We start from the raw sequence: 21,851 nt of genomic DNA on the forward strand, positions 1-21,851 counted from the left end.
AAAAAATCAAGGACCCATCATGAATCTGTCGATCGAAAAACTGGAAGAGCTCGAAGCTCCGCTGAGCAACGACTACTGGACCGGCTTCCTGGCCGTCGTCGCTATCGGCGCCGGCATCATCGTGACCTGATCCTGATCAGGTAACTGGTGTGGGAGAGGACCATGTCCTCTCCCGCATTGGCAAGCGGTGCAGGTCGACGGCATGTGGTCTTGAAACAAGAATGACTGTCCTGGCAATGACCGGGCAGCGAACGAGGATGATGCGGTAAGGGTAGGGCTTCTTGGGGGTGGTGGGATCAAGACGAGCGACATTGGAAGACAAGTCTGTAAAAACGTCTTGGAGCGGGCAGTTCATGACAGGCGGTTTTGCTAGTTGGCGCCAATCAGCAGTTTGGATTCAGCCGCAGGATAAGAAATATCATTAGCAGGTTTGAAATGTTAAGTGCAAATTCAGTTGGTCTCGCAAGAATCGTCCTGGATGGCCGGCATGTCGCCGCTTTCCGTTATGCACTCGATGACGCCCGACTGGCGGCCAGCCTCATCGCTGCAGGCATCGGTGCCAAGCTGTATGCGGGCAAGAGCGAAGGGCGCGTGCTCGACCTGTCCCGCCAGCTGGCGCGCATGCGCGCCGATGGCTACCTGATCTTCGTTTCCCCCGACACCCTGGGCCCGGTCTGCGAACTGGTCAAGGAGCTCAAGGTCCTGCGGCCGACCGTGTCCGTCACCTTTTGGGGCAATGTGGAGGGGGCGAATCCTGTCCTGGCCGAGCGCGCGGCCACTCTCGGCCAATTCCTGCCGGCGGCCGGCATCGAGGACGTCCTGCAAGCCTGCACCGGCGAACAAGCCGGCGTCCAGTTGCACTCCCCCTATCTGTCCGGCTTGCTGGCGGCGGAAGACGTCGGCCGCTTCGGCATGACGGCCGACCAGCCGCAGGCCCTCACCATCGCCGAACTGGAGTGGCTGGCGGCGAACCGGCCGGCCAGCGGCACGGCCATCGTGTTCGAGGCCTTGCGCCAGGGCCCGGCCGACTTGCTGGCGATCGCCTCCCGCTTCGGCGCGGTCGAAGGCGCCCGGTTCGAACTGCATGTCCAGGCGGCGGCCCTGAGCGACGAGGTGCTCCAGGCCCTGGCGCTGCCCAGCGTGGCGCGCCTGGTCGTGAGCGGCGACATCCCCGACCGTATCCGCGCCCAGGCCGGATCCTTGCAGATCGTGCCGGCCGAGAGCGCGGAAGACCGCTACGCCAGGGCCTCGATCTACGGCAAGAACGGCAACATCGTCCTGCATACCGGATTCTATTTCGATGCCAAGCAGACGCCGGGCATCTATCACCTGGAGCTCCCCCTGTCCATGCCCCCAGCGGCGCGGGCCGAGGTCTACTCCTGGGCCGGGTCGGGCATGGACATCCGCAGCGCCGCCGTACTGCGCGGCGAACCTGGCCGGGTGTCCGAGCACCTGGACAAATTCATCGCACCGCTGAGTCTCGAGACCTCCGGCTGGCCCAAGCACACCTACGCCCTCGGCCATGCCAGCGACGGCGCCGCCTCGATGACCTTCGACGGCGTCGAAACGACCCGCCAGGCGATGCGCTATGTGGCCTTCAGCGACCTGCACGCCATGAACGGGCATGCCGATGAAACCGCCTTCATCACGATGCGGACCGCGCGCGATGCGGATGAGCTCGAGCGCCACCTGCATGCTTTCCACGAGAACGGCGCCATCACGGTGCCGAGCCCGCGCCACAACCTGCATTTCGAGAACAGCTGCCGCTGGATGAGCTATGGCGGCTGCCGCCTGCCGATGCTGCGCCGTATCGCCGTCGACGAGTCCATGAAGCTGAGCAGCTGCCGCGATTCGGGCAGCATCGGCGAAGTCGGCGAGGACTACGACCAGATCGTGATCCGCGTGAAACAGCACCAGCAGCTGGAAGAGGGCCGGCGCGAGTGCGCGACCTGCGAAGTGCGCGACTCCTGCAGCCACTGCACCCAGCTGCCCAGCGAATGGGGCGGACGCTACTGCGAATTCCGCAAGCGCTACCAGCAAAGCTCGCTCTACCTGGAACTGTACGGCTTCGCGAAACTGTGCTCGCCGACCTTCAAGGACCTGCCGGCGGACAGCGTGGCGCTCAAGGTGTCCTTCGACGGCCTGCCGCTGCAGTATTACCGCGGCCCCGTCGGCCAGGCCCGCAGCGGCAAGCGTCCGGTGTTCGTGAACATGCTGGGCCAGCACCTGGTCTGGTGGCGCGGCACGCGCAAGGTGCTGCGCCTGAGCGAGCCCCTGGCCGTGATGGCCGAAGGCTGGTGGGCGGGCGCGGAGGAGGCGGACCTGTCGGCCTCGCTGGCCCAGAAATTCTCGATCGGCGCCGACGAGGCGCATGCCGGCCTGCTCCAGGGCTTTGACAAACTGCGCGAACAAGGGGTGATCCATGCGTGATGCGAACGAAGAAAAATCCGGCGGCTACCACGGCATCTTCGCCAAGCTGAGCCAGCTCGAGATCATCGACCGGCTCGAGGGCGACCTGTACGACGGCCAGTTCGCGGATTTCTGGGACCGCTACAACGGCAACGACCTGTCCGACGTCGGGCACCTGGTGCGCTTCCTGCCGAAGGAAGGGCGGGTGCTCGACCTGGCTTCCGGCTCGGGACGCATCGGCATCGGCCTGGCGCGCCTGGGCGCGCGGGTCGACGGCCTGGAACTGTCTTCCGGGATGCTGGGCCTGGCGCGCGACTGCCTGGCCGCCGAGCCCCCGGAAGTGCGCGAGCGCCTGCGCTTCTTCCAGGGGAACATGTGCGAATTCACGCTCGAGGACCGCTACGACCTGGTGGTGCTGGGCACGACCAGCATCAGCCTGCTCCTGAGCGCCGACGAGCGCCGCCGGCTGTTCGACTGCGTGCGCCGGCACCTGAACCCGGGCGGCAAGTTCGTCTTCAACGTCGTCGATTTCAGCGGCGGGCGCTGGAAGAACTTCGATCACTACCACGACGTCCTGTCGCACGAAGACAAGGACGGCCAGGAATTCGTCATCCTCGGCCAGCGCGTTTTTCCGGACGAAATGCGTTTCACCCTGAACGTCTACCGTGAATTCGTGGGCTGGGATGGCGAGACCCGGCGCAGCATGTCGAGCAGCACGAAAGCCTGGATCGAACCGGAAGAGCTGCGCCGCCACGCCGCGGCGACCGGCCTGGAGATGGTCGAGGAATTCCACGCCGACGACACCCATTACTTCGTGACCGCGGCGCCGGGGAACTGAGCCATGCAAGCCCATCTTCCCGCGAAAAATCCCGACGTGATCGTCGATCCCCCGCAAGGGGGCAGCTGCATCGTCCACAATGCGGCGACGCGCAAATACTTCAAGCTGGGCCAGCGGGAAGCCAGCTTCCTCGCCGCGCTCGACGGCAGCAAGACGCGCGCCGAACTGCAGGCCGATAATTGCGCCGGCTTCTCGGCCGAGGAAGTGGCCTACCTGCTCGACCAGCTCGAGCAGCTGCAGCTGACGGGGCAGCATGTGCCACCGGAAGCCGCCAGGTCGCTGTCCGGGCGCGCCCAGGACTTCGTGACCGGCAACGCGAAGTGGCGCTTCCACCTGCTGGATCCGAACGACCTGCTCGACCGCCATATCGGCATCGTGCACGCGCTGTTCTCCCGTCCGGCCCTGCTGTGCTACCTGCTCATACTGCTCAGCCCGGTATTCGTCCTGATCGCCGATCCGGGCGTTCTGGCCGGTGTATCCATCCTGACCGACAGCGGCCTGTCGGTACTCGACTGGGTCGGCATCTATGTCGCCATCCTGGCGATGATCGCGGTGCACGAGCTGGCCCATGCCGCGGCATGCAAGCATTTCGGCGGCAAGGTGCACAAGATCGGCCTGATGCTGCTCTACCTGCAGCCGGTCGTCTATTGCGACATCAGCGACAGCTACCGTTTCAGCTCGCGCGAGCAGAAGCTGGCGGTGGCGGCGGCAGGCATTTTCGTCCAGCTGCTGGTCTCCGCGCTCGTCTTCGTCGCATGGACGGTGACCGGCGGCGCGGCCCTGCTGCACTTCAGCTTCTTCAATGCCCTGATCGCGCTGTTCAACTTCTTCCCCTTCGTGAAGCTGGACGGCTACTGGATGCTGGTGCACGTGCTCGACGAACCCAACCTGCGGACCAAGGGCTTCAGCGAGGTCGACCGCCTGGTGCGGCGCGCGATCGGCGCCAAGCAGCCTACCGCGGCTCCGTTCAAGGCCGTGCTGGCGGGCTTCGGCATCGGCAGCATGGTCGCCACGGTGCTGTTCCTGGTGCTGGGCGGCTACACCATCCACAAGTACGTGTCGCTGATCTCCGCCGAGCTGGGCCTGGCCTGCGTCATTGCGCTGTGCACGGTGTACGCGGTCCGCTTCGCCGTGCGCGCGCGCAGCTATGTTCGTTCATTGAAATCCTGATGGGGAGTGGTCGTGAGTAATCTATGGCGTCCTTTTTCGGTTCCGGCCCTTGCCAGTCCTCTCCATGTCAGGAAAGGCCAGGGCGTGAACCTGGCCGACCGCCAGGGCAGGGAATACCTGGACGCGGTCAGCGGCCTGTGGAACACCTCCGTCGGCCTGAATAATCCGGCACTGGTGAGCCAGATGCATGCCCAGTTGCAGGAGCTGAGCTTTTCGTCGCTGTTCCATGCCACGAATTCGCCGGCGGAGCGGCTGAGCACGCGCCTGGTCGAACTCAGCCAGGGCCGGATGCAGCACGTGTACCTGTCGACGACCGGGAGCAGCGCGGTGGAGGTGGCCCTGCGGGTATCGCGCATCTACCAGCGCGCCCGCGGCACGCCGGACAAGAAGCGCATCCTCGGTTTCGACCTGGGCTACCACGGCTGCTCCGGCCTGGGCATGGGCGTGAGCGGCATCCTGGCCGGCGAGGTGGCCAAGTCCGAAGACTTTCCGCCGCACGTACAGACCATCCCGTCGCCGCTGCGCGAAGGGGTATCGCTGGACGCCCTCGCCAGCGCGCTGCATGCGGGCGACGTCGCGTCCCTGATCATGGAACCCGTGCTGGGATCGGGCGGCGTGATCGTCCCCAGCAAGGAGTACTGCCGCGAGGTGCGGCGCCTGTGCAGCGCGCACGGCGCCCTCCTGATCGCCGACGAGGTCGCGACCGGCACCGGGCGTTGCGGCGCCATGTTCGCCTCCGACCTGCTCGACCTGGCGCCGGATGTGATCACCCTGTCGAAAGGGCTGAACGGAGGCTACTTCCCGCTCGCGGCAACCCTGTTCGCCGAGCATGTGGTGCAGCCGATCTCGGCGGCGCAGCTCGCCCTGCAGTACGGCTGTACCCAGGACGGCAATCCGGTGGGCTGCGTGTCCGCCCTGGCGACCCTGGACTTCATCGCCGGGAACGGCCTGGAGCGCCGTGCGGCCGAGCTGGGCGCCCACATCCGCGGCGAACTCGCGAACAGCGGCTGCCCCGTGATCCGCGAGGTCAGGGGCCTGGGGATGATGATCGGCATCGAGCTGGCGCATGTCCACGGCGGCGAGCCGTTCAGCGCGGAGGAGTCGGCGCGCGTGCGCCTGCTGTGCCAGGAGGCGGGCCTGCTGGTGTACCACTTCGACGCGGGCTTGAGCCTGTTCCCGGCCCTGACCATCACCGACGATGAAGTCGCCGTGATGCTCGACATCCTGAACGAAGTCCTGGCTACGCTCTGCTGAAGGCAAGGGCCGGCGATCCGGCCCGCCTTCGCCAGCGCATCCGTCATTTGAATCTGGAATCCTTATGCATGCACTCTACGGTGTTTTGTGGCAGCCCAAGCGGGTGTTTACCGGTCTCGCCGACATCAAGGTCTCGCGCCTGGTCGTCGCCTTCATCCTGATCGAGTTCCTGTATTCGCTGTCGATCTACAGCCATTTCTCGGAAGGAGCGGCCAAGGCCATCGCCGCCTCGCCGCACCTGACCGCCGGCTCCGCCCCCTACCTGGTGGCGATCACGATCTTCCTGTCGTCGATGGGCTATACGCTCATGGTGGCCTTGCTGGCGGTGCTGTTCCTGATCGTCGCCTACATCCTGGGCGGCAAGCCGAGCTACCGCGCCGTGTTCGGCATGCTGCTGCTGGCCTCGGCCCCGGCCCTGCTGGACCACCTGTCGCGCGGCGCCGCCTACCTGGGCGGATGGAACGATGGCGTGGGGAGCCTGCTGGCCCTGCACCGGCTGCTGCCGGTTCCCGAATCCGGCCTCCTGGCCGAGGCGCTGAAGACCTTCGACATGTTCGACATCTGGATCTCGGTGCTGGTGACGGTGGGTTTCGTCTGCGTCTCGGGACTGAAGCGCTATTCCGCCCTGGGCGGGGTCCTGCTGGTGTGGGGCGCCTTCCTGCTGCTGGCCTTCCGCATCCACATGCTGGGAGTGGCGGCATGAAGGGCGAGATCAGGCTGGACGGCGCGGTCGCGCTGATCACGGGCGGCGGTTCCGGCATCGGCCGCGCCACCGCGCAAGTGCTGGGCCAGCGCGGCGCCAGGGTGGTCGTGACCGAGCTGCCAGGGCGCAAAGCCCTGGCGGACGAGATCGTCGCGGAGCTGAACGGGCTCGGCGCCGAGGCCATGGCGATCACCCTCGACGTCAAGGCCACGCCGACGATTCCCTTCGTGATCGAGCAGGTGGTGCGGCGCTTCGGCAGCCTCGACATCCTCGTCAACAATGCGGGAACGCAGATCCTGAAGCCGGCGCTGGACCTCGAGGAACACGAGTTCGACGAGGTCATGAACGTCAACCTGAAAGGCGCCTTCATGTGCGCCCAGGCCGCGGGCGCGGTCATGGCCGACCAGAAGCGCGGCTGCATCGTGAACGTGGCCTCGCAGCACGGCGTGGTCGGCAACAGCCTGCGCGCACCTTACTGCGCCAGCAAGGCGGGCCTGATCAACCTGACGCGCGCGCTGGCGATCGAATGGGCCGAATACGGCATCCGCGTGAACGCCATCAGCCCGACCTTCGTGGTGACCGGCCAGAACCAGTCGATCATCGAATCCGGGGAGGTCGCCAGGGAAATCAAGCAGGGCGTCCTGCTTGGCAGGGCCGCTACGACCGAAGAGGTCGCCTGGGGCATCTATTACCTGGTCTCGCCGATGGCGAGCATGGTCACCGGCCACAACCTGGTCATCGACGGCGGATGGACGGCGCGCTGAGCCGCACGCCGCGCCGCCGGTCGCCATCGTTGATGTGTTCCACCTTTATTTTGTGTTCCACCCTTAACTAGCAGGTTCCTCATGTCCGCTACGCCCCTCTCCATCATGTCGGGTATGTTCTTCGACCCGAGCACCGCTTTCGACCGCCTCCGGGCGCGCACCTCGAGCTGGCTGCCGCTGGTCGCCGTCACCCTGGGCACCGCCCTCGTGTACTGGTGGTATTACCAGACGGTCGATTTCGGCTGGCTGGTCGACCATACCCTGGCTGCGAATCCGGACTTCAGCGACGAGCAGCGCGAATCGACGCGCTCGATGATGACCCCGGCCTTCATTACCAACAGCTCGCTGGCGGCGACCCTGATCATCACACCGCTCTCCTTCGCCGTGTTCGCCATCTATTACTCGATCGTCGGCAAGATCACGGACACCGGCCTGCGCTATCGCGACTGGTTCGCCTTCTGCGTGTGGACCAGCGTGCCGCGCCTGCTGCTGCTGCCGCTGATGGCCTTCCAGATCCTGACCTCCGACGGCCGCGTGGCGCCGGAAGACCTGTCGATGGTCTCCATCAACACCCTGTTCCTGCAGCTGCCGAACAGCCATCCCTGGGCCGGCTTCGCCGCCGGGCTCGACCTGTCGGTGCTCTGGTCCTGCGTCCTGGCCGTGCTCGGCCTGCGCGTCTGGACGGGGCGCAGCACCGGCGCCTGTATCGGCCTGTGCCTGCTTCCGCTGGCCATCGTCTACGGCGCCTGGGCGGCAAAAATCCTCGTATTCGGCTGAGGTCACCTGGTTGTCATGAATGAAAAGCTGATCGGCACCATGTATTTGCCGGAAAGTCGTGCAGGCTGATTGATGCGGGTGGTTGTATGTTCCTGCAATGAATCGGCATGCGCGAGATGTTGTGTTGTTTTACCTTGTTTAAATAACTTCTTAATAAACTGAAAGGATAAAAAATGAATCTGGACATTCAACAGCTGGACATGATCGAAGCCCCGCTGCAGCAAGAAGAGTATGAAGTCATCTGGGCAGTGGGAATGTTCGGCGCCGCTGCCATGATCTTCATCATTACCTGATCTTCACGCCGGCCCTGAAAACGACAATGCCCGCACGCGGCGGGCATTGTCGGGAGCGCCTACGGGCACGTCGAAAAACCGTCGCGAGCGGCAGCAGTTGCGTTCGAGAAGCGCAATCGTACAGGCGTACGATGAGCATCGCAGATCGCACACGCAACGCGCAGCAGGTTTTTCGACGTGCCTTGAACGGATCAGGCGTCGGGCAGCACGACGTTCACGTCGAGCACTTCCAGGTTGCCCTGGCGGTCGAGCGAGATCTTGATATCGTCGGGGTTGACCTTGGTGTACTTCGAAATCACCTCGATCAGCTCGCGGTGCAGGGCCGGCAGGAAATCCGGGCCCGTGCGGCTGCTGCGTTCGCGTGCGATGATGATCTGCAGGCGTTCCTTGGCGGCTGTCGCGCTCTTCTTTTTTTCAGGGAAGAGGAAATTGAGCAGCGGCATATCATTTTGCTCCGAAAATACGCTGGAACAGGCCCGGCTTCTCGTAGCTCGTGAAGCGCAGCGGGCGTTCCTCGCCGAGGAAACGGGACACCACGTCCTCGTAGGCATCGGCCACGTCGGTACCCTTGAAGTGGATCGCCGGGTTGCCCTGGTTCGAGGCGTGCAGCACCGATTCCGATTCCGGAATGATGCCGATCAGCGGGATGCGCAGGATTTCCTGCACGTCCTGGTAGGAAAGCATTTCGTCGGCTTCGACGCGCTTCGGCGAGTAGCGGGTGATCAGGAGGTGTTCCTTGACCGGCTCCGAACCGCTCTGGGCGCGGCGCGACTTGGCCTGCAGGATGCCGAGGATGCGGTCCGAGTCGCGCACCGACGAGACTTCCGGGTTGGTCACGACGATCGCCTCGTCGGCGAAGGTCAGGGCCATCAGGGCGCCGTGCTCGATGCCGGCCGGCGAATCGCAGATGATGAAATCGAAACCCATCTTGACCATCTCGTTGAGCACGGTCTCGACGCCTTCTTCGCTCAGCGCGTCCTTGTCGCGCGTCTGCGAGGCCGGCAGGATGAACAGGTTGTCGCAGTGCTTGTCCTTGATCAGCGCCTGGTGCAGGGTCGCTTCGCCGTTGATGACGTTGATCAGGTCGTACACCACGCGGCGTTCGCAGCCCATGATCAGGTCGAGGTTACGCAGGCCGACGTCGAAGTCGATGACCGCGGTCTTGTAGCCGCGCATCGCCAGCCCGCTCGAGAAGCTCGCGCTCGAGGTGGTTTTGCCCACACCGCCCTTGCCGGACGTCACAACAATAATTCTTGCCACAAAAAGGTCCTTTTCAATATCTGTGAATGCGGGATTCAGGCGCGGGTCGATGCCAGCGCCAGCGACTGGATGTCGATCCGGTCGCCGACCAGCCGGACTTGCGTCGGCTGGCGCGCCTGGTCGTTCGGGAATCCGTCGTCGAAGGTGCGGTACACGCCGGCGATCGAGACCAGCTCGGGCTGCATCGACAGGGCGAAGATGCGGGCCCCGGCGTCGCCCGAGGCGCCCGCCAGCGCGCGTCCGTTGAGCGGCGCGTACACATGGATGCTGCCGTCGGCGATGATTTCCGCGCCGTTGTTGACGACCGCAGTGATGATCAGGTCGCCGCCGCGCGCATAGATGCGCTGGCCGGCCCGCACCGGGGTGTCGATGATCATGGCCGGGGGTGGCGCCGCGGGAGCCGGCGCGGGCTCGGGCGCAGGGGCCGGAGCGGGTTCGGGAACAGCGGTCGGCGCAGCGGCCGGCGCCACGTTCTCCGGCGCGCGCGCGCCGCTCGAGCCGTCGTCCAGGGCCAGGCCGTGGGCGCGGATCGCCTCGGCCATCGCCGGGGTCGCGCCGCGCACCGCCACGGCGTTGAGCCGGTATTTCTTGAGCAGGGAAACCAGGGCCGGCCAGTCGATGGCCGGGCTCTCGTGCGCGATCGCCGCCACGTCGATCACCGCGAATTCGTCCTCGAAGAAGTCGGAGACGCCCCCGGTCATCTGGGTCAGGGCCGCATCGATGGCCACCGGATCGGCCGAGTGCAGGATCGTCGAGATGGCGACGACCGTGGAGATCTTGATTTCGATGGGCAGCGTGGTTTTCGGCATAAAACGGGAATGGTTGGCGTTGCGCTCGTGCATTCTACTGTGAAATTTACGGAAAAGGTCAGACCGTGCGCATCATTCCTAGGGGAAATTGATGCTTTGCTAAACCCAAAAAATAAGTCGCGCCATCCGCCGAAAGGCGGTTCACCGGCGGTTGTATTCCGTGAATAAGCTGATAAGATTGATTTTGCTCAAACATGGGCAGGGCACGGAACGTAATATGCTTGGGTTTCGCAACCCTGGCGCCAATCAAGGGATGCTGGCGGCATCGCCGCCATCTCGACAAACCCGGCCGGAACGGCCGGCAGAACGGAGATCGACATGGAAGACGTAGTTATCGTGGCCGCAGGCCGCACCGCCGTCGGCAAGTTCGGCGGCACGCTCGCCAAGATCCCCGCCGCCGAACTCGGCGCGCATGTGATCCGCCACCTCCTCGCCAAGACGGGCATCGATCCCGCGGCCATCAGCGAAGTCATCATGGGCCAGGTGCTCACCGCCGGTGTCGGCCAGAATCCGGCCCGCCAGGCCACCATCAAGGCCGGCCTGCCCAATTCGGTGCCGGCCAGCACCATCAACCAGGTCTGCGGCAGCGGCCTCAAGGCCACCCACCTGGCCACCCAGGCGATCCGCTGCGGCGATGCCTCGATCGTCATCGCCGGCGGCCAGGAGAACATGAGCGCCGCCCCGCACGTGCTCAACGGTTCGCGCGACGGCTTCCGCATGGGCGACATCAAGATGACCGACACCATGATCGTGGACGGCCTGTGGGATGCCTACAACCAGTACCACATGGGCGTAACGGCCGAGAACGTCGCGCGCAAGCACGAGGTCTCGCGCGCCGAGCAGGACGAGTTCGCGCTGCAATCCCAGCTCAAGGCCGAGGCCGCCCAGAAGGAAGGCCGCTTCAAGGACGAGATCATCCCGATCGAGATCCCGTCCAAGAAGGGCGCGATCGTGTTCGACAGCGACGAATACCCGAAGCACGGCACCACGCTGGAAGCGCTGGCCAGCCTGCGTCCGGCCTTCAACAAGGAAGGCAGCGTCACCGCCGGCAACGCGTCCGGCCTGAACGACGGCGCGGCCGCCGTGATCATGATGAGCGCGTCCAAGGCGCGCGAGCTGGGCCTGGCGCCGCTGGCGCGCATCAAGGCCTATGCCTCGACCGGCATCGACCCGACCGTCATGGGCATGGGGCCGGTCACGGCTTCGCGCCTGTGCCTGGAGAAAGCCGGCTGGCGCCACGAGGACGTGGACCTGATGGAAATTAACGAGGCCTTCGCCGCCCAGGCCATTGCCGTCAACAAGGAAATGGGCTGGGACACCTCGAAGATCAATGTCAACGGCGGCGCGATCGCGCTGGGCCACCCGATCGGTGCGTCCGGCTGCCGCGTCCTGGTCAGCCTGCTGCACGAAATGATCAGGCGCGATGCCAAGCGCGGCCTGGCCAGCCTGTGCATCGGCGGCGGCATGGGCGTGGCGCTGGCGGTCGAACGCGACTGACAGACGGGTAGCGCATAGGGAAACGACGAATACCAACACTGGAGAAGACGATGGCTAGAGTGGCATTAGTGACGGGCGGCATGGGCGGCCTGGGTGAAGCGGTCTGCATCAAGCTGGCTGCATTGGGGTATACGGTCGTTACTACTTTTTCACCGGGTAACACGAAGGTGGATAACTGGCTCAGCAGCATGCGCGAGCAGGGCTACGACTTCAAGGCCTATGCCTGCGACGTGTCGGACTACGACTCGGCCCAGGACTGCGTGCGTCAGGTGGTGCAGGACATCGGCCCGGTCGACGTCCTGGTCAACAACGCCGGCATCACCCGCGACATGACCTTCAAGAAGATGGACAAGGTCAACTGGGACGCGGTCATGAAGACCAACCTGGATTCGGTGTTCAACATGACCAAGCCGGTCTGCGACAGCATGGTCGAGCGCGGCTGGGGCCGGATCATCAACATCTCGTCGGTCAACGGCCAGAAGGGCGCCTTCGGCCAGACCAACTATTCGGCGGCCAAGGCCGGCATGCACGGCTTCACCAAGGCGCTGGCGCTGGAAGTGGCGCGCAAGGGCGTGACCGTCAACACCATCTCGCCGGGCTACATCGGCACCAAGATGGTGATGGACATCCCGAGCGAAGTCCTGGAAACCAAGATCATCCCGCAGATTCCGATGGGCCGCCTTGGCAAGCCCGAAGAAGTGGCGGGCCTGGTGGCCTACCTGTCCTCGGACGAAGCGGCCTTCGTCACCGGCGCCAACATCGCCATCAACGGCGGCCAGCACATGTATTGATCACTCGTTGATCAGCGCCTTGCGCTCTCGGGCCCGGGTCGAGCAATCGCCCGGGCTTTTTTTGTTTCGGGCGCCATCACGGGCGCCATCCGGCTGGACCTTTCCGGCTCGCCTACGCGGAGACGGCAAGCGCCACCGTGCCATGTCCAGCCGCCGCTTCCGGCAGCGCCAGTACGCACGCTTCGGTCATTGCCATGAAGACGTGGTCGTGGGTGCTGAACAGGACCAGGGTATCGTGGCGGCGCTCATTGACCAAGGCCGCCAGGGTGGCCTTGGACGCCGCATCCAGGCCATTGGTCGGCTCGTCCATCAACAGGACCGCAGGCTTGCCCAGCAGGCCACCGGCCAGCATGAACTTTCTTTGGGTGCCAAGGGACATATCTTTGAACTGCAGGTGGCGGTAGGGGTCGATATGGAAGCGTTCGAGGATGGCCGGATCGTGTTCCTCCGGGCGCATGCGCTTCAGGGTGAGCATCATCGTCAGGTATTCGAAACCCGTCATGAAGTCGTAGGCAACCGGCTCGTCCGGGACGAAGGCCAGCCGGCTTTTGGCCCGGACCGGATCCTTCCGCAGGTCATGCCCGGCAATGACGATATCGCCCGCATCGGGAGCGTGGATGCCGCAGAGCAGGGATAACAGGGTCGATTTGCCGGAACCGTTCTCTCCTGTCAGCGCCACCACGCCCACGCCAAGCGACAGCGTCAGGTGGTCGAAGACCAGTTTGTCGCCGAAACGCTTGCGCAGGCCACTGCAGGTCAATACGGGAGGGGAGGGGATCATAGCAAGGTTCCACCAATAAACATGCCGGCCGCGGCCACGCAAAATTTGACGACGACAGTCCTTTTATGCAGCTGGATCCAGCTATTGCCGAGAATAAGCAGGAGCGCCGTATAAAAACAGAAAAGCTTGATCAGGTAAATACCGCTAAAAATATCCGTCCGGGCTTTGAGCAATACCAGCCAGGGAATCAAAATCAGGGCGCCCAATGCCGCCACCAGAACATGATCGCATAACGCCAGGATGCGGACGCCATGCGCGATACTGCGCGCATAAGCGGTCAGCTTGGCGCGGCTGTCGAGCAGCGCACGGTAGGAGCCTGCCAGGACGCCGGTAAAGGTTCCGAGCGCGAAATGCACGAACAGGTGGGCGTCCTCCCGCTTGCCGACGATGACGATCAGCCACCAGCTGAATGCGAGCGGCAATCCGGCCCAGAGGATCCGCGAGACCGAATCGTGCCACTGCGTATTCAGGAACCTGCGCACATTGGTCACCATGAGCACCAGCGGCGGGCACCATGCCAGCTTTTCCAGGAAGGCCAGCCGGGTAAGGCTTCCCGGGCGTGGCTCGGCCCGTGTGCGGGCCAGATTGGCCATCAGGAACGCCGACAGGGCGCACAGGACCGGCGGTTCGCGCAGCACCTCCCATGCCGCGGGGGCGAGTAGCGCCAGCAGCGCACCCAGATGCAGCACGAAGCTCTTTCCATGTGCGCCATACACGACGTCCTTGGCGAGCGACAGTGTCAGGAAGGTGAACAGAGGCAGGTAAAACCAGAAACGCCCGTCGGCGCCGGCGGTGTCGCTTGCGTGCAGGGCTGTCCAGGCGGCGCAGGCCAGGATGACGATGAAGACGGACATGCCAAGGACCAGCATGACGAGATCGACGACGTGCAGCTGGCGCCCGGTGATCGCAAGACTGCGGACAAATTCGGCCAGCCGTCCGCCCTGGATGAAGCCGCGGTGAATCCGGGCCCATACAACGGCAAGCGCCAGCCATCCCAGTACCGGAAGCAGATTCCGCGAAATATCCAGCGGATGCTCAAAAAAACCCAGTACAGGCCGCAGCGCGAGCGTGGGTGTTTGCAGCAGCGCAGGCGCAAACAGCAGGGCCAGCAGGAAGCAGACGTCGAGATAGCGGTCGTATAGACCCTTGGTGTTTACTCTGAAAAACGTGAAACGTATCCGCAACAGGGTAATGATCATGCCTGCAATCTGGTGTGCGGAATGGCCGCGACAAGTTAGGTCGAAGCAGAAGTACATACGGGGGCAAGGCCCCCGCTTGAATCAAATGCCGTCAATACGCGAATGCAGCTGCGCACCGAATCATAGCATCATGCTTCGGATTACTTCGCGTCATTCATGTAGAAATACAGCGAAACGCCGACGCGGACCAGCAGCAGCAGGGGCACGGCGCCACCGACTTCATTCATTTCTTGTTGGGTCAGTTCTTGCATGTGATTCTCCATTATATTTTATGTGGATAGCGTATCGGCGAAATTGCAAATACCGGATCAATATAGCAGTTCATTTCGCTTTTCAGGCCTGGATGGATAATTCTATGCAGAGCTCTTATTGATTATGCGGAATGCCTATTTTGCGCGTTTATTTATTTTCTTATGATGTTCCAGGTTACATGATTGAAGCCGAGCAGATATCCAAAATGGACGGGGCAATTATCCAGGAAGCTGGCCGCCCTGGTGACTCTTGGTGAGCGCCTGTCCTTCCCGGCCGCTCCGGACTTACAATATGTCGGTCTTTTACCGGCATGAAGAGGACCCCCTTATGTCTAGCTTGCCGCATGGCGCGCTGGCCCTGTCCAGCCTCGACGAACAACTCCTGCATCCCGGCACAAAGGGCCTGCCCTTGCGCGAGCCGCTGCGCCAGGGGGCGATCGGCGTGCAGGGCTGGAACGTGCTGCGCGGCGATACCAGCTTTCCGGTCGCGGTGCTGAAGGAAGCGGCGCTGCGCCACAACCTCGACTGGATGCGCCGCTTTTGCGAGCGCCACGGCGTGACCCTCGCGCCGCACGGCAAGACCACGATGAGCCCGCAGCTGTTCGGCGCCCAGCTCGCCAACGGCGCCTGGGGCATCACCCTGGCCACCGCCGCCCAGGTGCAGGTGGCGCACCGATTCGGCGTGCGCCGCGTGCTGCTGGCCAACCAGCTGGTGGCGCGGGCCGACATCGTGGCCATCCTCGAGCTGCTGCACGGCGATCCCGACTTCGAATGCCTGGTGCTGGCCGATTCGACCGAGGGCGCCGCGCGCCTGGCACAGGCGGTGAATGAGGCCGGGCTGGCGCGCCCGCTGCCGGTGCTGGTCGAGCTGGGCCTGGCCGGCAAGCGCGCCGGCTGCCGCACGATGGACGCGGCCATGGACGTGGCGCGCCAGGTCGCCGCGGCCGATGGGCTGGCGCTGGCCGGCTTCGAGGGCTACGAAGGCCTGCTGGTGACGAACGACCGGGACGCGGACGTACGCGCGGTGAACGACTTCCTGGCGCAACTGGCCGCGCTGGTGCGCGCCGCCGACGAAGAAAACCTGTTCGGCACGCCCGACATCCTGCTGTCGGCCGGCGGCTCGGCCTATTTCGACCTGGTGGCGCGCGGCTTTTCCCAGGTCGGCGGGCTGTCGCGCCCGGTGCGCGCGGTGCTGCGCAGCGGCTGCTACCTGACCTCCGACCATGGCACCTACCTGCGCCACATGGCGGAAATCGAAGCGCGCGAAGGCCTGGGCGAGGACGGCTTGCGCCCGGCGCTGGAAGTCTGGAGCATGGTGCAGTCGCGCCCCGAGCCCACCCTGGCGATCCTGACCATGGGCAAGCGCGACGCGTCCTACGACGCCGACCTGCCGGTGCCGCTCTACAGCCACCGTCCGGACAGCGGCGCCGCCGCGCCGAGCGCGCTGCCGCCGGGCTGCGCCATCGTCAAGCTCAACGACCAGCACGCCTACCTGCGCCTGCCCGAGGGCGATCCGCTGTGCGCGTCGCTGGCGGTGGGCGACCTGGTCGGCTGCGGCATCTCGCATCCCTGCACCACCTTCGACAAGTGGCAGGTACTGCTGGCGGTGGACGAGGCCTACACCGTGCGCTACGCGCTGAATACCTTCTTCTGAAAGGGCGGGGCGGTACGTTACAATCGGCTCCTGTCCCCTTGCAAAGAGCCGCCATGCCCGTCACGCCGCCGTCGCTGTTCCCGCCGATCCAGCCCATCCGCCAGGGCATGCTCGCCGTCGACGAGCTGCACACGATCTACTGGGAAGAGGTCGGCAATCCCGAGGGCATCCCGGTCGTGTTCCTGCACGGCGGCCCGGGCGCGGGCCTGTCGCCCCAGCACCGCCGCTTCTTCGATCCGCGCGCCTACCGCGTGATCCTGTTCGACCAGCGTGGCGCCGGCAAGTCGACCCCGCTGGGCGAATGGCGCAACAACACCACCCAGCTCCTGATCGAGGACATCGAGCGCCTGCGCGTGATGTTCGGCATCGAGCGCTGGCTGGTGTTCGGCGGCTCGTGGGGCTCGACCCTGGCGCTGGCCTACGGCCAGGCGCATCCGGATCGCTGCCTCGGCTTCGTGCTGCGCGGGATCTTCCTGTGCACGAAGGACGAGGTCGAGTGGTTCATCAACGGCGTGCGCTGGTTCTACCCCGAGCTGTACGAGGAATTCGTCGCCCCCATTCCCGATGCGGAGCGCGGCGACCTGCTCAAGGCCTACGCCAGCCGCCTGCTGTGCCAGGACCCCGCGGTCTACTGGCCGGCCGCGCGCGCCTGGAGCCGCTTCGAAGGCCGGCGCGTGTTCCTGCTGCCGCAACCCGAGGAAGCCGCCTCCGATACCCTCGACCTGGGCGTGGGCCGGCTCGAATCGCACTACATGCTGCATGGCGCCTTTGTCGAGGAAGACCAGCTGGTGCGCGACATTGGCCGCATCGCCCACCTGCCGGCGCTCATCGTCCAGGGCCGCTACGACGTGATCTGCCCGCCGCTGTCCGCCTACCGCCTGCACGCGGCCTGGCCGGGTGCGAAACTGCACATGATTCCCGACGCCGGGCACGGCGCCCTGGAGACCGGCATCGCGCGCGCCCTGGTGGCGGCGACCGAAGGGTTCAAGCGCCACGGCCGCTTCGATTGAAAGGCGGCCCCTCCCCGGGGGCTGCTACACTAGCCTCAAAGCACCATAACAATTCGAACGCGTTCCCATGAATATCCAGATCAGCGACATCGGCCACGTCATCCAGCTGGCGATCGCGCCGGTGTTCCTCCTGACCGGCGTCGCCACCAAGCTGACGGTCCTGACCAACCGCCTGGCGCGCATCATCGACCGCACCCGGGTCCTCGAGGACCGGCTCACGGTCAGCCCCAACGGCGACTACGCCTCCGAACTCGAAACCCTGTACCAGCGCTCGCACCTGATCAATTACGCGATCACCTCCAGCACCGCCTGCGGCCTGCTGGTGTGCGTGGTCATCGCGATGCTGTTCCTGGGCGACACCACCAATCTTCCGCTCGACCAGTACATCGCCGCCTGCTTCGTGTTCGCGATGATGGGCCTGATCAGCAGCTTCATTTATTTTTTGCGCGAGATCTTCATCGCCTCGCGCTTCATGCGCCAGCAGCACCTGCACTCCCTGCAGCAGGGGCGCTAGCGCAGTATCGAAAGCCGCATCACGAAAGAACCTATGCACGACTACCAACGCCCCCCCACCCTGCACCGCTACGCGCTGCACGCCGACCTGGACGAGGCCCTGCGCGCCGGCCAGTTCCGCCTCGAGCCCTCTGGCGGCTTCCTGACCCTGTCCTTCTCCACGGTCTGGGACAAGCACCTGTTCGACGTCCTGGCGCCGGCCGACACTTGCCTGGTCATCCACAACACCGAGCTGTTCGGCGAGCGCCTGCACCGCGCGGTGCAGCGCCTGCTGCCCAACTGGGCCGGCATCGACGGCCCGGTCGAATACGGCACCCGCTCGCGCCTGGGCGCGGCCTTCTCGAAGAGCGCCATGCATTCCCAGGAAAAGGAATGGCAGTTCGCCTGGCGTTCGCTGACGCCGGGCGCCAGCCTGCATCCGGTGACGGTCAGCATCGGCAACATCGAGGCTTTTGCGGAACTGCGCAGCAGGGAAAGCCACCTGGCCTGAATTTTAGAACCACGGCTCGACGAAATCACGGTGTAATGCCGTGATGACTACCACCGCCTACCCCAACCTGCTCGCGCCGCTCGACCTGGGCTTCACCACCCTCAAGAACCGCGTGATCATGGGCTCGATGCACACCGGGCTCGAAGACCGCTTCTACAACTACGGCAAGCTGGCCGCGTTCTACCGCGAACGCGCGCGCGGCGGCGCCGGCCTGATCGTCACCGGCGGCATCTCGCCGAACCGCCAGGGCTGGCTGCTGCCCTTCGGCGGCACCCTGAACTTCCTGGGCGACCTGCCCAACCACCGCAAGGTGACGCGCGCCGTGCACGAGGAAGGCGGCAAGATCGTGCTGCAGATCCTGCACGCGGGCCGCTACGGCTACCAGCCCTTCGTGGTGTCGGCGTCAAACATCAAGTCGCCGATCTCGCGTTTTACCCCCAAGCCCCTGACCGAGGCCGGGATCGAAGCCACCATCCGCGCCTATGCGCGCTGCGCCAAGCTGGCCAGGCAGGCCGGCTACGACGGCGTCGAGGTGATGGGCAGCGAAGGCTATTTGCTGAACCAGTTCCTGTGCGCGCGCACCAACAAGCGTACGGATTCCTGGGGCGGCTCGATCGAGAACCGCATGCGCCTGGCGGTGGAGGTGGTGCGCCGCATCCGCGCCGCCGCCGGACCGGACTTCATCATCATGTACCGCCATTCGGTGCTCGACCTGGTCGAAGGCGGCAATACCTGGGACGAGGTGGTGGCCACCGCCAAGGCCCTGGAAGCGGCCGGCGTCAACCTGCTCAATACCGGCTACGGCTGGCACGAGGCGCGCATCCCGACCATCGTGACCTCGGTGCCGCGCGCGGCCTTCGCCGAGCTGGCGGCGCGCCTGCGCAAGGAGGTGGGCATCCCCGTGGCGGCCTCGAACCGCATCAACATGCCGGCAGAGGCCGAGGCCCTGCTGGCCGGCGGCAGCGCCGACCTGGTGTCGATGGCGCGTCCCTTCCTGGCCGATCCGGACTTCGTGGCCAAGGCGGCCAGCGGCCGCACCGACGAGATCAACACCTGCATCGCCTGCAACCAGGCCTGCCTCGACCACACCTTCCAGAACAAGCGCGCCAGCTGCCTGGTCAATCCGCGCGCCTGCCACGAGACCGAGCTGGTCTTCCGCAAGACCGTCAAGGCCAAGCGCATCGCCGTGGTCGGCGCCGGCCCCGCCGGGCTGTCGGCGGCCACGGTGGCGGCCGAGCGCGGCCACCAGGTCACCCTGTTCGACGGCCTGGACCGCATCGGCGGCCAGTTCAACGTCGCCATGCGCGTGCCGGGCAAGGAGGAATTCGCCGAGACCATCCGTTATTTCGGCCGCCGCCTGGAACTGCTCGGCGTCACGCTGCGCCTGAACCAGCGCGTCACGCGCGAGCAGCTGCTGGCCGAGGGCTATGACGAAGTCGTGGTGGCGACCGGCATCACCACGCGCAAGCCCAGGATCGAAGGCATCGACCATCCCAAGGTGCTGAGCTACCTGGACGTGCTGCGCGAGGGTAAACCGGTGGGACGCCGGGTGGCCATCGTCGGCGCCGGCGGCATCGGCTTCGACATGGGCGAATTCCTGGTGCACGACCCGGCCGTGCCGCTGCCGGTGCCCGGCGCCCACTGGATGGCGGAGTGGGGCGTCGACCCGTCGGTGTCGACCCCGGGCGGCCTGGCCACGCCGGCCCCGCCGCATCCCGCGCGCCAGGTCTGGCTCCTGCAGCGCAAGACCACGCGTCCCGGCGCGGGACTGGGCAAGACCTCGGGCTGGGTGCACCGCGCGACCCTGGTGCGCAACGGCGTGACCATGCTGGCCGGGGTGCAGTACGACCGCATCGACGACGCGGGCCTGCACATCACGGTCGGCGGCGAACAGCGCCTGCTGGAAGTGGATAACGTGGTGATCTGCGCAGGGCAGGAGAGCCTGGCGGAACTGATGCCGCCGGAAGGGACCAACGGAGGACCGGGCTTCCACAAGATCGGCGGCGCGGCGCTGGCGGCGGAGCTGGATGCGAAGCGGGCGATCCGGGAAGGGGCGGAGCTGGCGGCGCGGCTTTAAGCTCTTATCGGTACGCGAAGGAACTTGGGTCCCCGCCTGCGCGGGGATGACGGTTTTGAGGCTAGGTGTCCTTTCACCTTTGCCTCAGCACGTCATCCCGCGCAGGCGGGGACCCAGGTTTATGAGCAGACCAGCAACGCTTATTTTTTACGCACCACCACGCACCCAATCGAATACCCCGCGCCAAACGAGCAAATGACGCCATTCGCCCCGGCCGGCAAATCGTCCTGGTACTTGTGGAACGCAATGATCGACCCGGCCGACGAGGTATTCGCATAGGTGTCGAGAATCACCGGCGCCTCTTCCGGCGTCGCGTCGCGGCCCAGCAGGGTGCGGGCGATCAGGAGGTTCATGTTCAGGTTGGCCTGGTGCAGCCAGTAGCGCGAGATATCCTTGATCTCGAGGCCGGCGTTCTGCACCGTGGTGGCGATCATGTCGGCCGCCATCGGGCAGACTTCCTTGAATACCTTGCGGCCCTGCTGGCGGAACAGCTTGTCCGGCTGGCCGACGCCCGCTTCGTCGAAGCGGTTCATGAAACCGAAGTTGTTGCGGATGTTGTTCGAGAACTTGGTCTTGAGCTGGCTGTCCAGGATCTCCCACTGGTGGGCGCTGGTGGCCGTCTCGGCGGCTTCCACGATCACGGCGGTGCAGGCGTCACCGAAGATGAAGTGGCTGTCGCGGTCGCGGAAGTTCAGGTGGCCACTGGTGATTTCCGGGTTCAGCATCAGCACCGCGCGTGCGCGGCCATTGCGCACCGCGTCGACCGCGGTGGCGATGCCGAAGGTGGCCGAGGAGCAGGCCACGTTCATGTCGAAGCCGAAGCCGTCGATGCCCAGCGCTTCCTGGACCTCGACCGCCATGGCCGGGTAGGGGCGCTGCATGTTGCTGCAGGCGACCAGCACCATGTCGATGTCGGCCGCGGTCTTGCCGGCGCGTTCCATCGCTTCGCGCGCGGCGGCCACGCACATCTCGGCTTGCAGCGAGACCTGCTCGTCGCCGCGTTCGGCGATGCGGGCGGTCATGCGGGCCGGGGCCAGGATGCCTTCCTTCTCCATCACGTAGCGCGACTTGATGCCCGAGGCTTTCTCGATGAAGCCGCTGCTCGAGGGTTCCAGCGCCGTCACCTCGCCCGCCGCGATCGCCTCGGCGTGCTCGCGGTTGTGCAGCTCGACGTAGGCGTTGAAGGCCGTCACCAGCTCGTCGTTGGAAATGGATTGCGAAGGCGTAAACAGGCCGGTGCCGCTGATGACGACAGGTTTCATGATAGGCAAACTTTCAATGGAAATAACGGGACTTGCCCGTAAGATGCGC

General features: G+C 65.1%; 21 protein-coding genes. 15 read left to right on the top strand and 6 right to left on the bottom strand.

The window, feature by feature from the left end:
• The first annotated feature begins 19 nt into the window (after window positions 1–19).
• The 8 genes from V7778_RS00455 (at window position 20) to V7778_RS00490 (ending at window position 7,915) form a co-directional block, all read left to right on the top strand.
• Window positions 20–130 (top strand): daptide-type RiPP, encoded by a 111-nt coding sequence (locus tag V7778_RS00455; RefSeq protein ID WP_307727610.1) that lies wholly within the window; start codon window positions 20–22, stop codon window positions 128–130.
• 305 nt (window positions 131–435) lie between these two features.
• Window positions 436–2,430: a hypothetical protein gene (locus V7778_RS00460; RefSeq protein WP_335551395.1), complete on the top strand. Its 1,995-nt coding sequence runs from the start codon at window positions 436–438 to the stop codon at window positions 2,428–2,430.
• The gene (locus V7778_RS00465; protein WP_335551396.1) at window positions 2,423–3,247 is read left to right on the top strand and encodes a class I SAM-dependent DNA methyltransferase; all 825 of its coding nucleotides are present in this window, start codon (window positions 2,423–2,425) and stop codon (window positions 3,245–3,247) included. The genes V7778_RS00460 and V7778_RS00465 overlap by 8 nt, the downstream gene beginning before the upstream one ends.
• Before the next feature lie 3 nt (window positions 3,248–3,250).
• Window positions 3,251–4,417, top strand: a complete 1,167-nt coding sequence (locus tag V7778_RS00470) for a site-2 protease family protein (RefSeq protein WP_335551397.1) — start codon at window positions 3,251–3,253, stop codon at window positions 4,415–4,417.
• 12 nt (window positions 4,418–4,429) lie between these two features.
• On the top strand, window positions 4,430–5,671 hold the full coding sequence (locus V7778_RS00475; protein WP_335551398.1) for an aminotransferase family protein: 1,242 nt from the start codon (window positions 4,430–4,432) through the stop codon (window positions 5,669–5,671).
• A 64-nt stretch (window positions 5,672–5,735) separates the two neighbouring features.
• Window positions 5,736–6,374, top strand: a complete 639-nt coding sequence (locus tag V7778_RS00480) for a hypothetical protein (RefSeq protein ID WP_335551399.1) — start codon at window positions 5,736–5,738, stop codon at window positions 6,372–6,374.
• Window positions 6,371–7,138, top strand: coding sequence for an SDR family NAD(P)-dependent oxidoreductase (locus tag V7778_RS00485; protein ID WP_335551400.1), 768 nt, complete (start codon window positions 6,371–6,373; stop codon window positions 7,136–7,138). Before V7778_RS00480 ends, V7778_RS00485 begins: the two co-directional genes overlap by 4 nt.
• Before the next feature lie 81 nt (window positions 7,139–7,219).
• Window positions 7,220–7,915, top strand: a complete 696-nt coding sequence (locus tag V7778_RS00490) for a YIP1 family protein (RefSeq protein WP_335551401.1) — start codon at window positions 7,220–7,222, stop codon at window positions 7,913–7,915.
• 484 nt (window positions 7,916–8,399) lie between these two features.
• Here V7778_RS00490 and minE read toward each other — a convergent pair whose 3' ends face one another.
• Genes minE through minC form a run of 3 tightly spaced genes read right to left on the bottom strand, consistent with a single transcriptional unit; the run spans window position 8,400 to window position 10,277 of the window.
• Window positions 8,400–8,651, bottom strand: coding sequence for a cell division topological specificity factor MinE (gene minE, locus V7778_RS00495; RefSeq protein ID WP_211521554.1), 252 nt, complete (start codon window positions 8,649–8,651; stop codon window positions 8,400–8,402).
• Between the two features lies 1 nt (window position 8,652).
• A complete protein-coding gene (gene minD / locus V7778_RS00500; protein WP_335551402.1) occupies window positions 8,653–9,468 on the bottom strand; it encodes a septum site-determining protein MinD in 816 nt (271 codons plus the stop codon).
• 35 nt (window positions 9,469–9,503) lie between these two features.
• Window positions 9,504–10,277, bottom strand: a complete 774-nt coding sequence (gene minC, locus V7778_RS00505; RefSeq protein ID WP_335551403.1) for a septum site-determining protein MinC — start codon at window positions 10,275–10,277, stop codon at window positions 9,504–9,506.
• A gap of 318 nt (window positions 10,278–10,595) precedes the next feature.
• On the opposite strand from minC, the gene V7778_RS00510 reads away from it, so the two are divergent.
• Together V7778_RS00510 and phbB are read left to right on the top strand one after the other, a co-directional pair.
• Entirely contained in the window at window positions 10,596–11,774 is a 1,179-nt protein-coding gene (locus V7778_RS00510) for an acetyl-CoA C-acetyltransferase (protein WP_335551404.1), read from the top strand.
• A gap of 50 nt (window positions 11,775–11,824) precedes the next feature.
• Window positions 11,825–12,565, top strand: a complete 741-nt coding sequence (gene phbB / locus V7778_RS00515) for an acetoacetyl-CoA reductase (RefSeq protein WP_335551405.1) — start codon at window positions 11,825–11,827, stop codon at window positions 12,563–12,565.
• Window positions 12,566–12,677: 112 nt separating this feature from the next.
• Here phbB and V7778_RS00520 read toward each other — a convergent pair whose 3' ends face one another.
• A complete protein-coding gene (locus tag V7778_RS00520; protein ID WP_335551406.1) occupies window positions 12,678–13,346 on the bottom strand; it encodes an ABC transporter ATP-binding protein in 669 nt (222 codons plus the stop codon).
• On the bottom strand, window positions 13,343–14,545 hold the full coding sequence (locus tag V7778_RS00525) for a hypothetical protein (RefSeq protein ID WP_335551407.1): 1,203 nt from the start codon (window positions 14,543–14,545) through the stop codon (window positions 13,343–13,345). Before V7778_RS00525 ends, V7778_RS00520 begins: the two co-directional genes overlap by 4 nt.
• A gap of 579 nt (window positions 14,546–15,124) precedes the next feature.
• On the opposite strand from V7778_RS00525, the gene V7778_RS00530 reads away from it, so the two are divergent.
• The 5 genes from V7778_RS00530 to V7778_RS00550 all read left to right on the top strand — a co-directional run bounded on the left by V7778_RS00530 (window position 15,125) and on the right by V7778_RS00550 (window position 20,540).
• Window positions 15,125–16,450, top strand: a complete 1,326-nt coding sequence (locus V7778_RS00530; RefSeq protein ID WP_335551408.1) for an amino acid deaminase — start codon at window positions 15,125–15,127, stop codon at window positions 16,448–16,450.
• A gap of 53 nt (window positions 16,451–16,503) precedes the next feature.
• Window positions 16,504–17,460, top strand: a complete 957-nt coding sequence (gene pip / locus V7778_RS00535) for a prolyl aminopeptidase (RefSeq protein WP_335551409.1) — start codon at window positions 16,504–16,506, stop codon at window positions 17,458–17,460.
• 67 nt (window positions 17,461–17,527) lie between these two features.
• Entirely contained in the window at window positions 17,528–17,974 is a 447-nt protein-coding gene (locus V7778_RS00540) for a DUF2721 domain-containing protein (protein ID WP_335551410.1), read from the top strand.
• Window positions 17,975–18,007: 33 nt separating this feature from the next.
• Window positions 18,008–18,463 carry a hypothetical protein gene (locus V7778_RS00545; RefSeq protein WP_335551411.1) on the top strand — a complete coding sequence of 152 codons (456 nt, stop codon included), beginning with the start codon at window positions 18,008–18,010 and terminating at the stop codon, window positions 18,461–18,463.
• A 43-nt stretch (window positions 18,464–18,506) separates the two neighbouring features.
• Window positions 18,507–20,540 (top strand): NADPH-dependent 2,4-dienoyl-CoA reductase, encoded by a 2,034-nt coding sequence (locus V7778_RS00550; protein WP_335551412.1) that lies wholly within the window; start codon window positions 18,507–18,509, stop codon window positions 20,538–20,540.
• Window positions 20,541–20,680: 140 nt separating this feature from the next.
• Here V7778_RS00550 and V7778_RS00555 read toward each other — a convergent pair whose 3' ends face one another.
• Complete coding sequence (locus tag V7778_RS00555) at window positions 20,681–21,802, bottom strand: beta-ketoacyl-ACP synthase III (protein WP_335551413.1); 1,122 nt, start codon at window positions 21,800–21,802, stop codon at window positions 20,681–20,683.
• Window positions 21,803–21,851: the final 49 nt, after the last annotated feature.

The organism is Massilia sp. DD77 (assembly GCF_036961685.1).
Classification (GTDB): Bacteria; Pseudomonadota; Gammaproteobacteria; order Burkholderiales; family Burkholderiaceae_D; genus Telluria.

Excerpts from the sequence above, each read along its gene's own strand:
- V7778_RS00455 (WP_307727610.1), top strand. The coding sequence starts at position 20 with ATGAATCTGTCGATCGAAAAACTGGAAGAGCTCGAAGCTCCGCTGAGC.
- minC (WP_335551403.1), bottom strand. The coding sequence starts at position 10,277 with ATGCCGAAAACCACGCTGCCCATCGAAATCAAGATCTCCACGGTCGTC.
- V7778_RS00510 (WP_335551404.1), top strand. The coding sequence starts at position 10,596 with ATGGAAGACGTAGTTATCGTGGCCGCAGGCCGCACCGCCGTCGGCAAG.
- V7778_RS00545 (WP_335551411.1), top strand. The coding sequence starts at position 18,008 with ATGCACGACTACCAACGCCCCCCCACCCTGCACCGCTACGCGCTGCAC.
- V7778_RS00465 (WP_335551396.1), top strand. The coding sequence starts at position 2,423 with ATGCGTGATGCGAACGAAGAAAAATCCGGCGGCTACCACGGCATCTTC.
- V7778_RS00550 (WP_335551412.1), top strand. The coding sequence starts at position 18,507 with ATGACTACCACCGCCTACCCCAACCTGCTCGCGCCGCTCGACCTGGGC.
- V7778_RS00490 (WP_335551401.1), top strand. The coding sequence starts at position 7,220 with ATGTCCGCTACGCCCCTCTCCATCATGTCGGGTATGTTCTTCGACCCG.
- minE (WP_211521554.1), bottom strand. The coding sequence starts at position 8,651 with ATGCCGCTGCTCAATTTCCTCTTCCCTGAAAAAAAGAAGAGCGCGACA.
- V7778_RS00485 (WP_335551400.1), top strand. The coding sequence starts at position 6,371 with ATGAAGGGCGAGATCAGGCTGGACGGCGCGGTCGCGCTGATCACGGGC.
- V7778_RS00530 (WP_335551408.1), top strand. The coding sequence starts at position 15,125 with ATGTCTAGCTTGCCGCATGGCGCGCTGGCCCTGTCCAGCCTCGACGAA.
- V7778_RS00555 (WP_335551413.1), bottom strand. The coding sequence starts at position 21,802 with ATGAAACCTGTCGTCATCAGCGGCACCGGCCTGTTTACGCCTTCGCAA.
- V7778_RS00540 (WP_335551410.1), top strand. The coding sequence starts at position 17,528 with ATGAATATCCAGATCAGCGACATCGGCCACGTCATCCAGCTGGCGATC.
- V7778_RS00480 (WP_335551399.1), top strand. The coding sequence starts at position 5,736 with ATGCATGCACTCTACGGTGTTTTGTGGCAGCCCAAGCGGGTGTTTACC.
- V7778_RS00460 (WP_335551395.1), top strand. The coding sequence starts at position 436 with ATGTTAAGTGCAAATTCAGTTGGTCTCGCAAGAATCGTCCTGGATGGC.
- V7778_RS00520 (WP_335551406.1), bottom strand. The coding sequence starts at position 13,346 with ATGATCCCCTCCCCTCCCGTATTGACCTGCAGTGGCCTGCGCAAGCGT.
- pip (WP_335551409.1), top strand. The coding sequence starts at position 16,504 with ATGCCCGTCACGCCGCCGTCGCTGTTCCCGCCGATCCAGCCCATCCGC.
- V7778_RS00525 (WP_335551407.1), bottom strand. The coding sequence starts at position 14,545 with ATGATCATTACCCTGTTGCGGATACGTTTCACGTTTTTCAGAGTAAAC.
- V7778_RS00470 (WP_335551397.1), top strand. The coding sequence starts at position 3,251 with ATGCAAGCCCATCTTCCCGCGAAAAATCCCGACGTGATCGTCGATCCC.
- phbB (WP_335551405.1), top strand. The coding sequence starts at position 11,825 with ATGGCTAGAGTGGCATTAGTGACGGGCGGCATGGGCGGCCTGGGTGAA.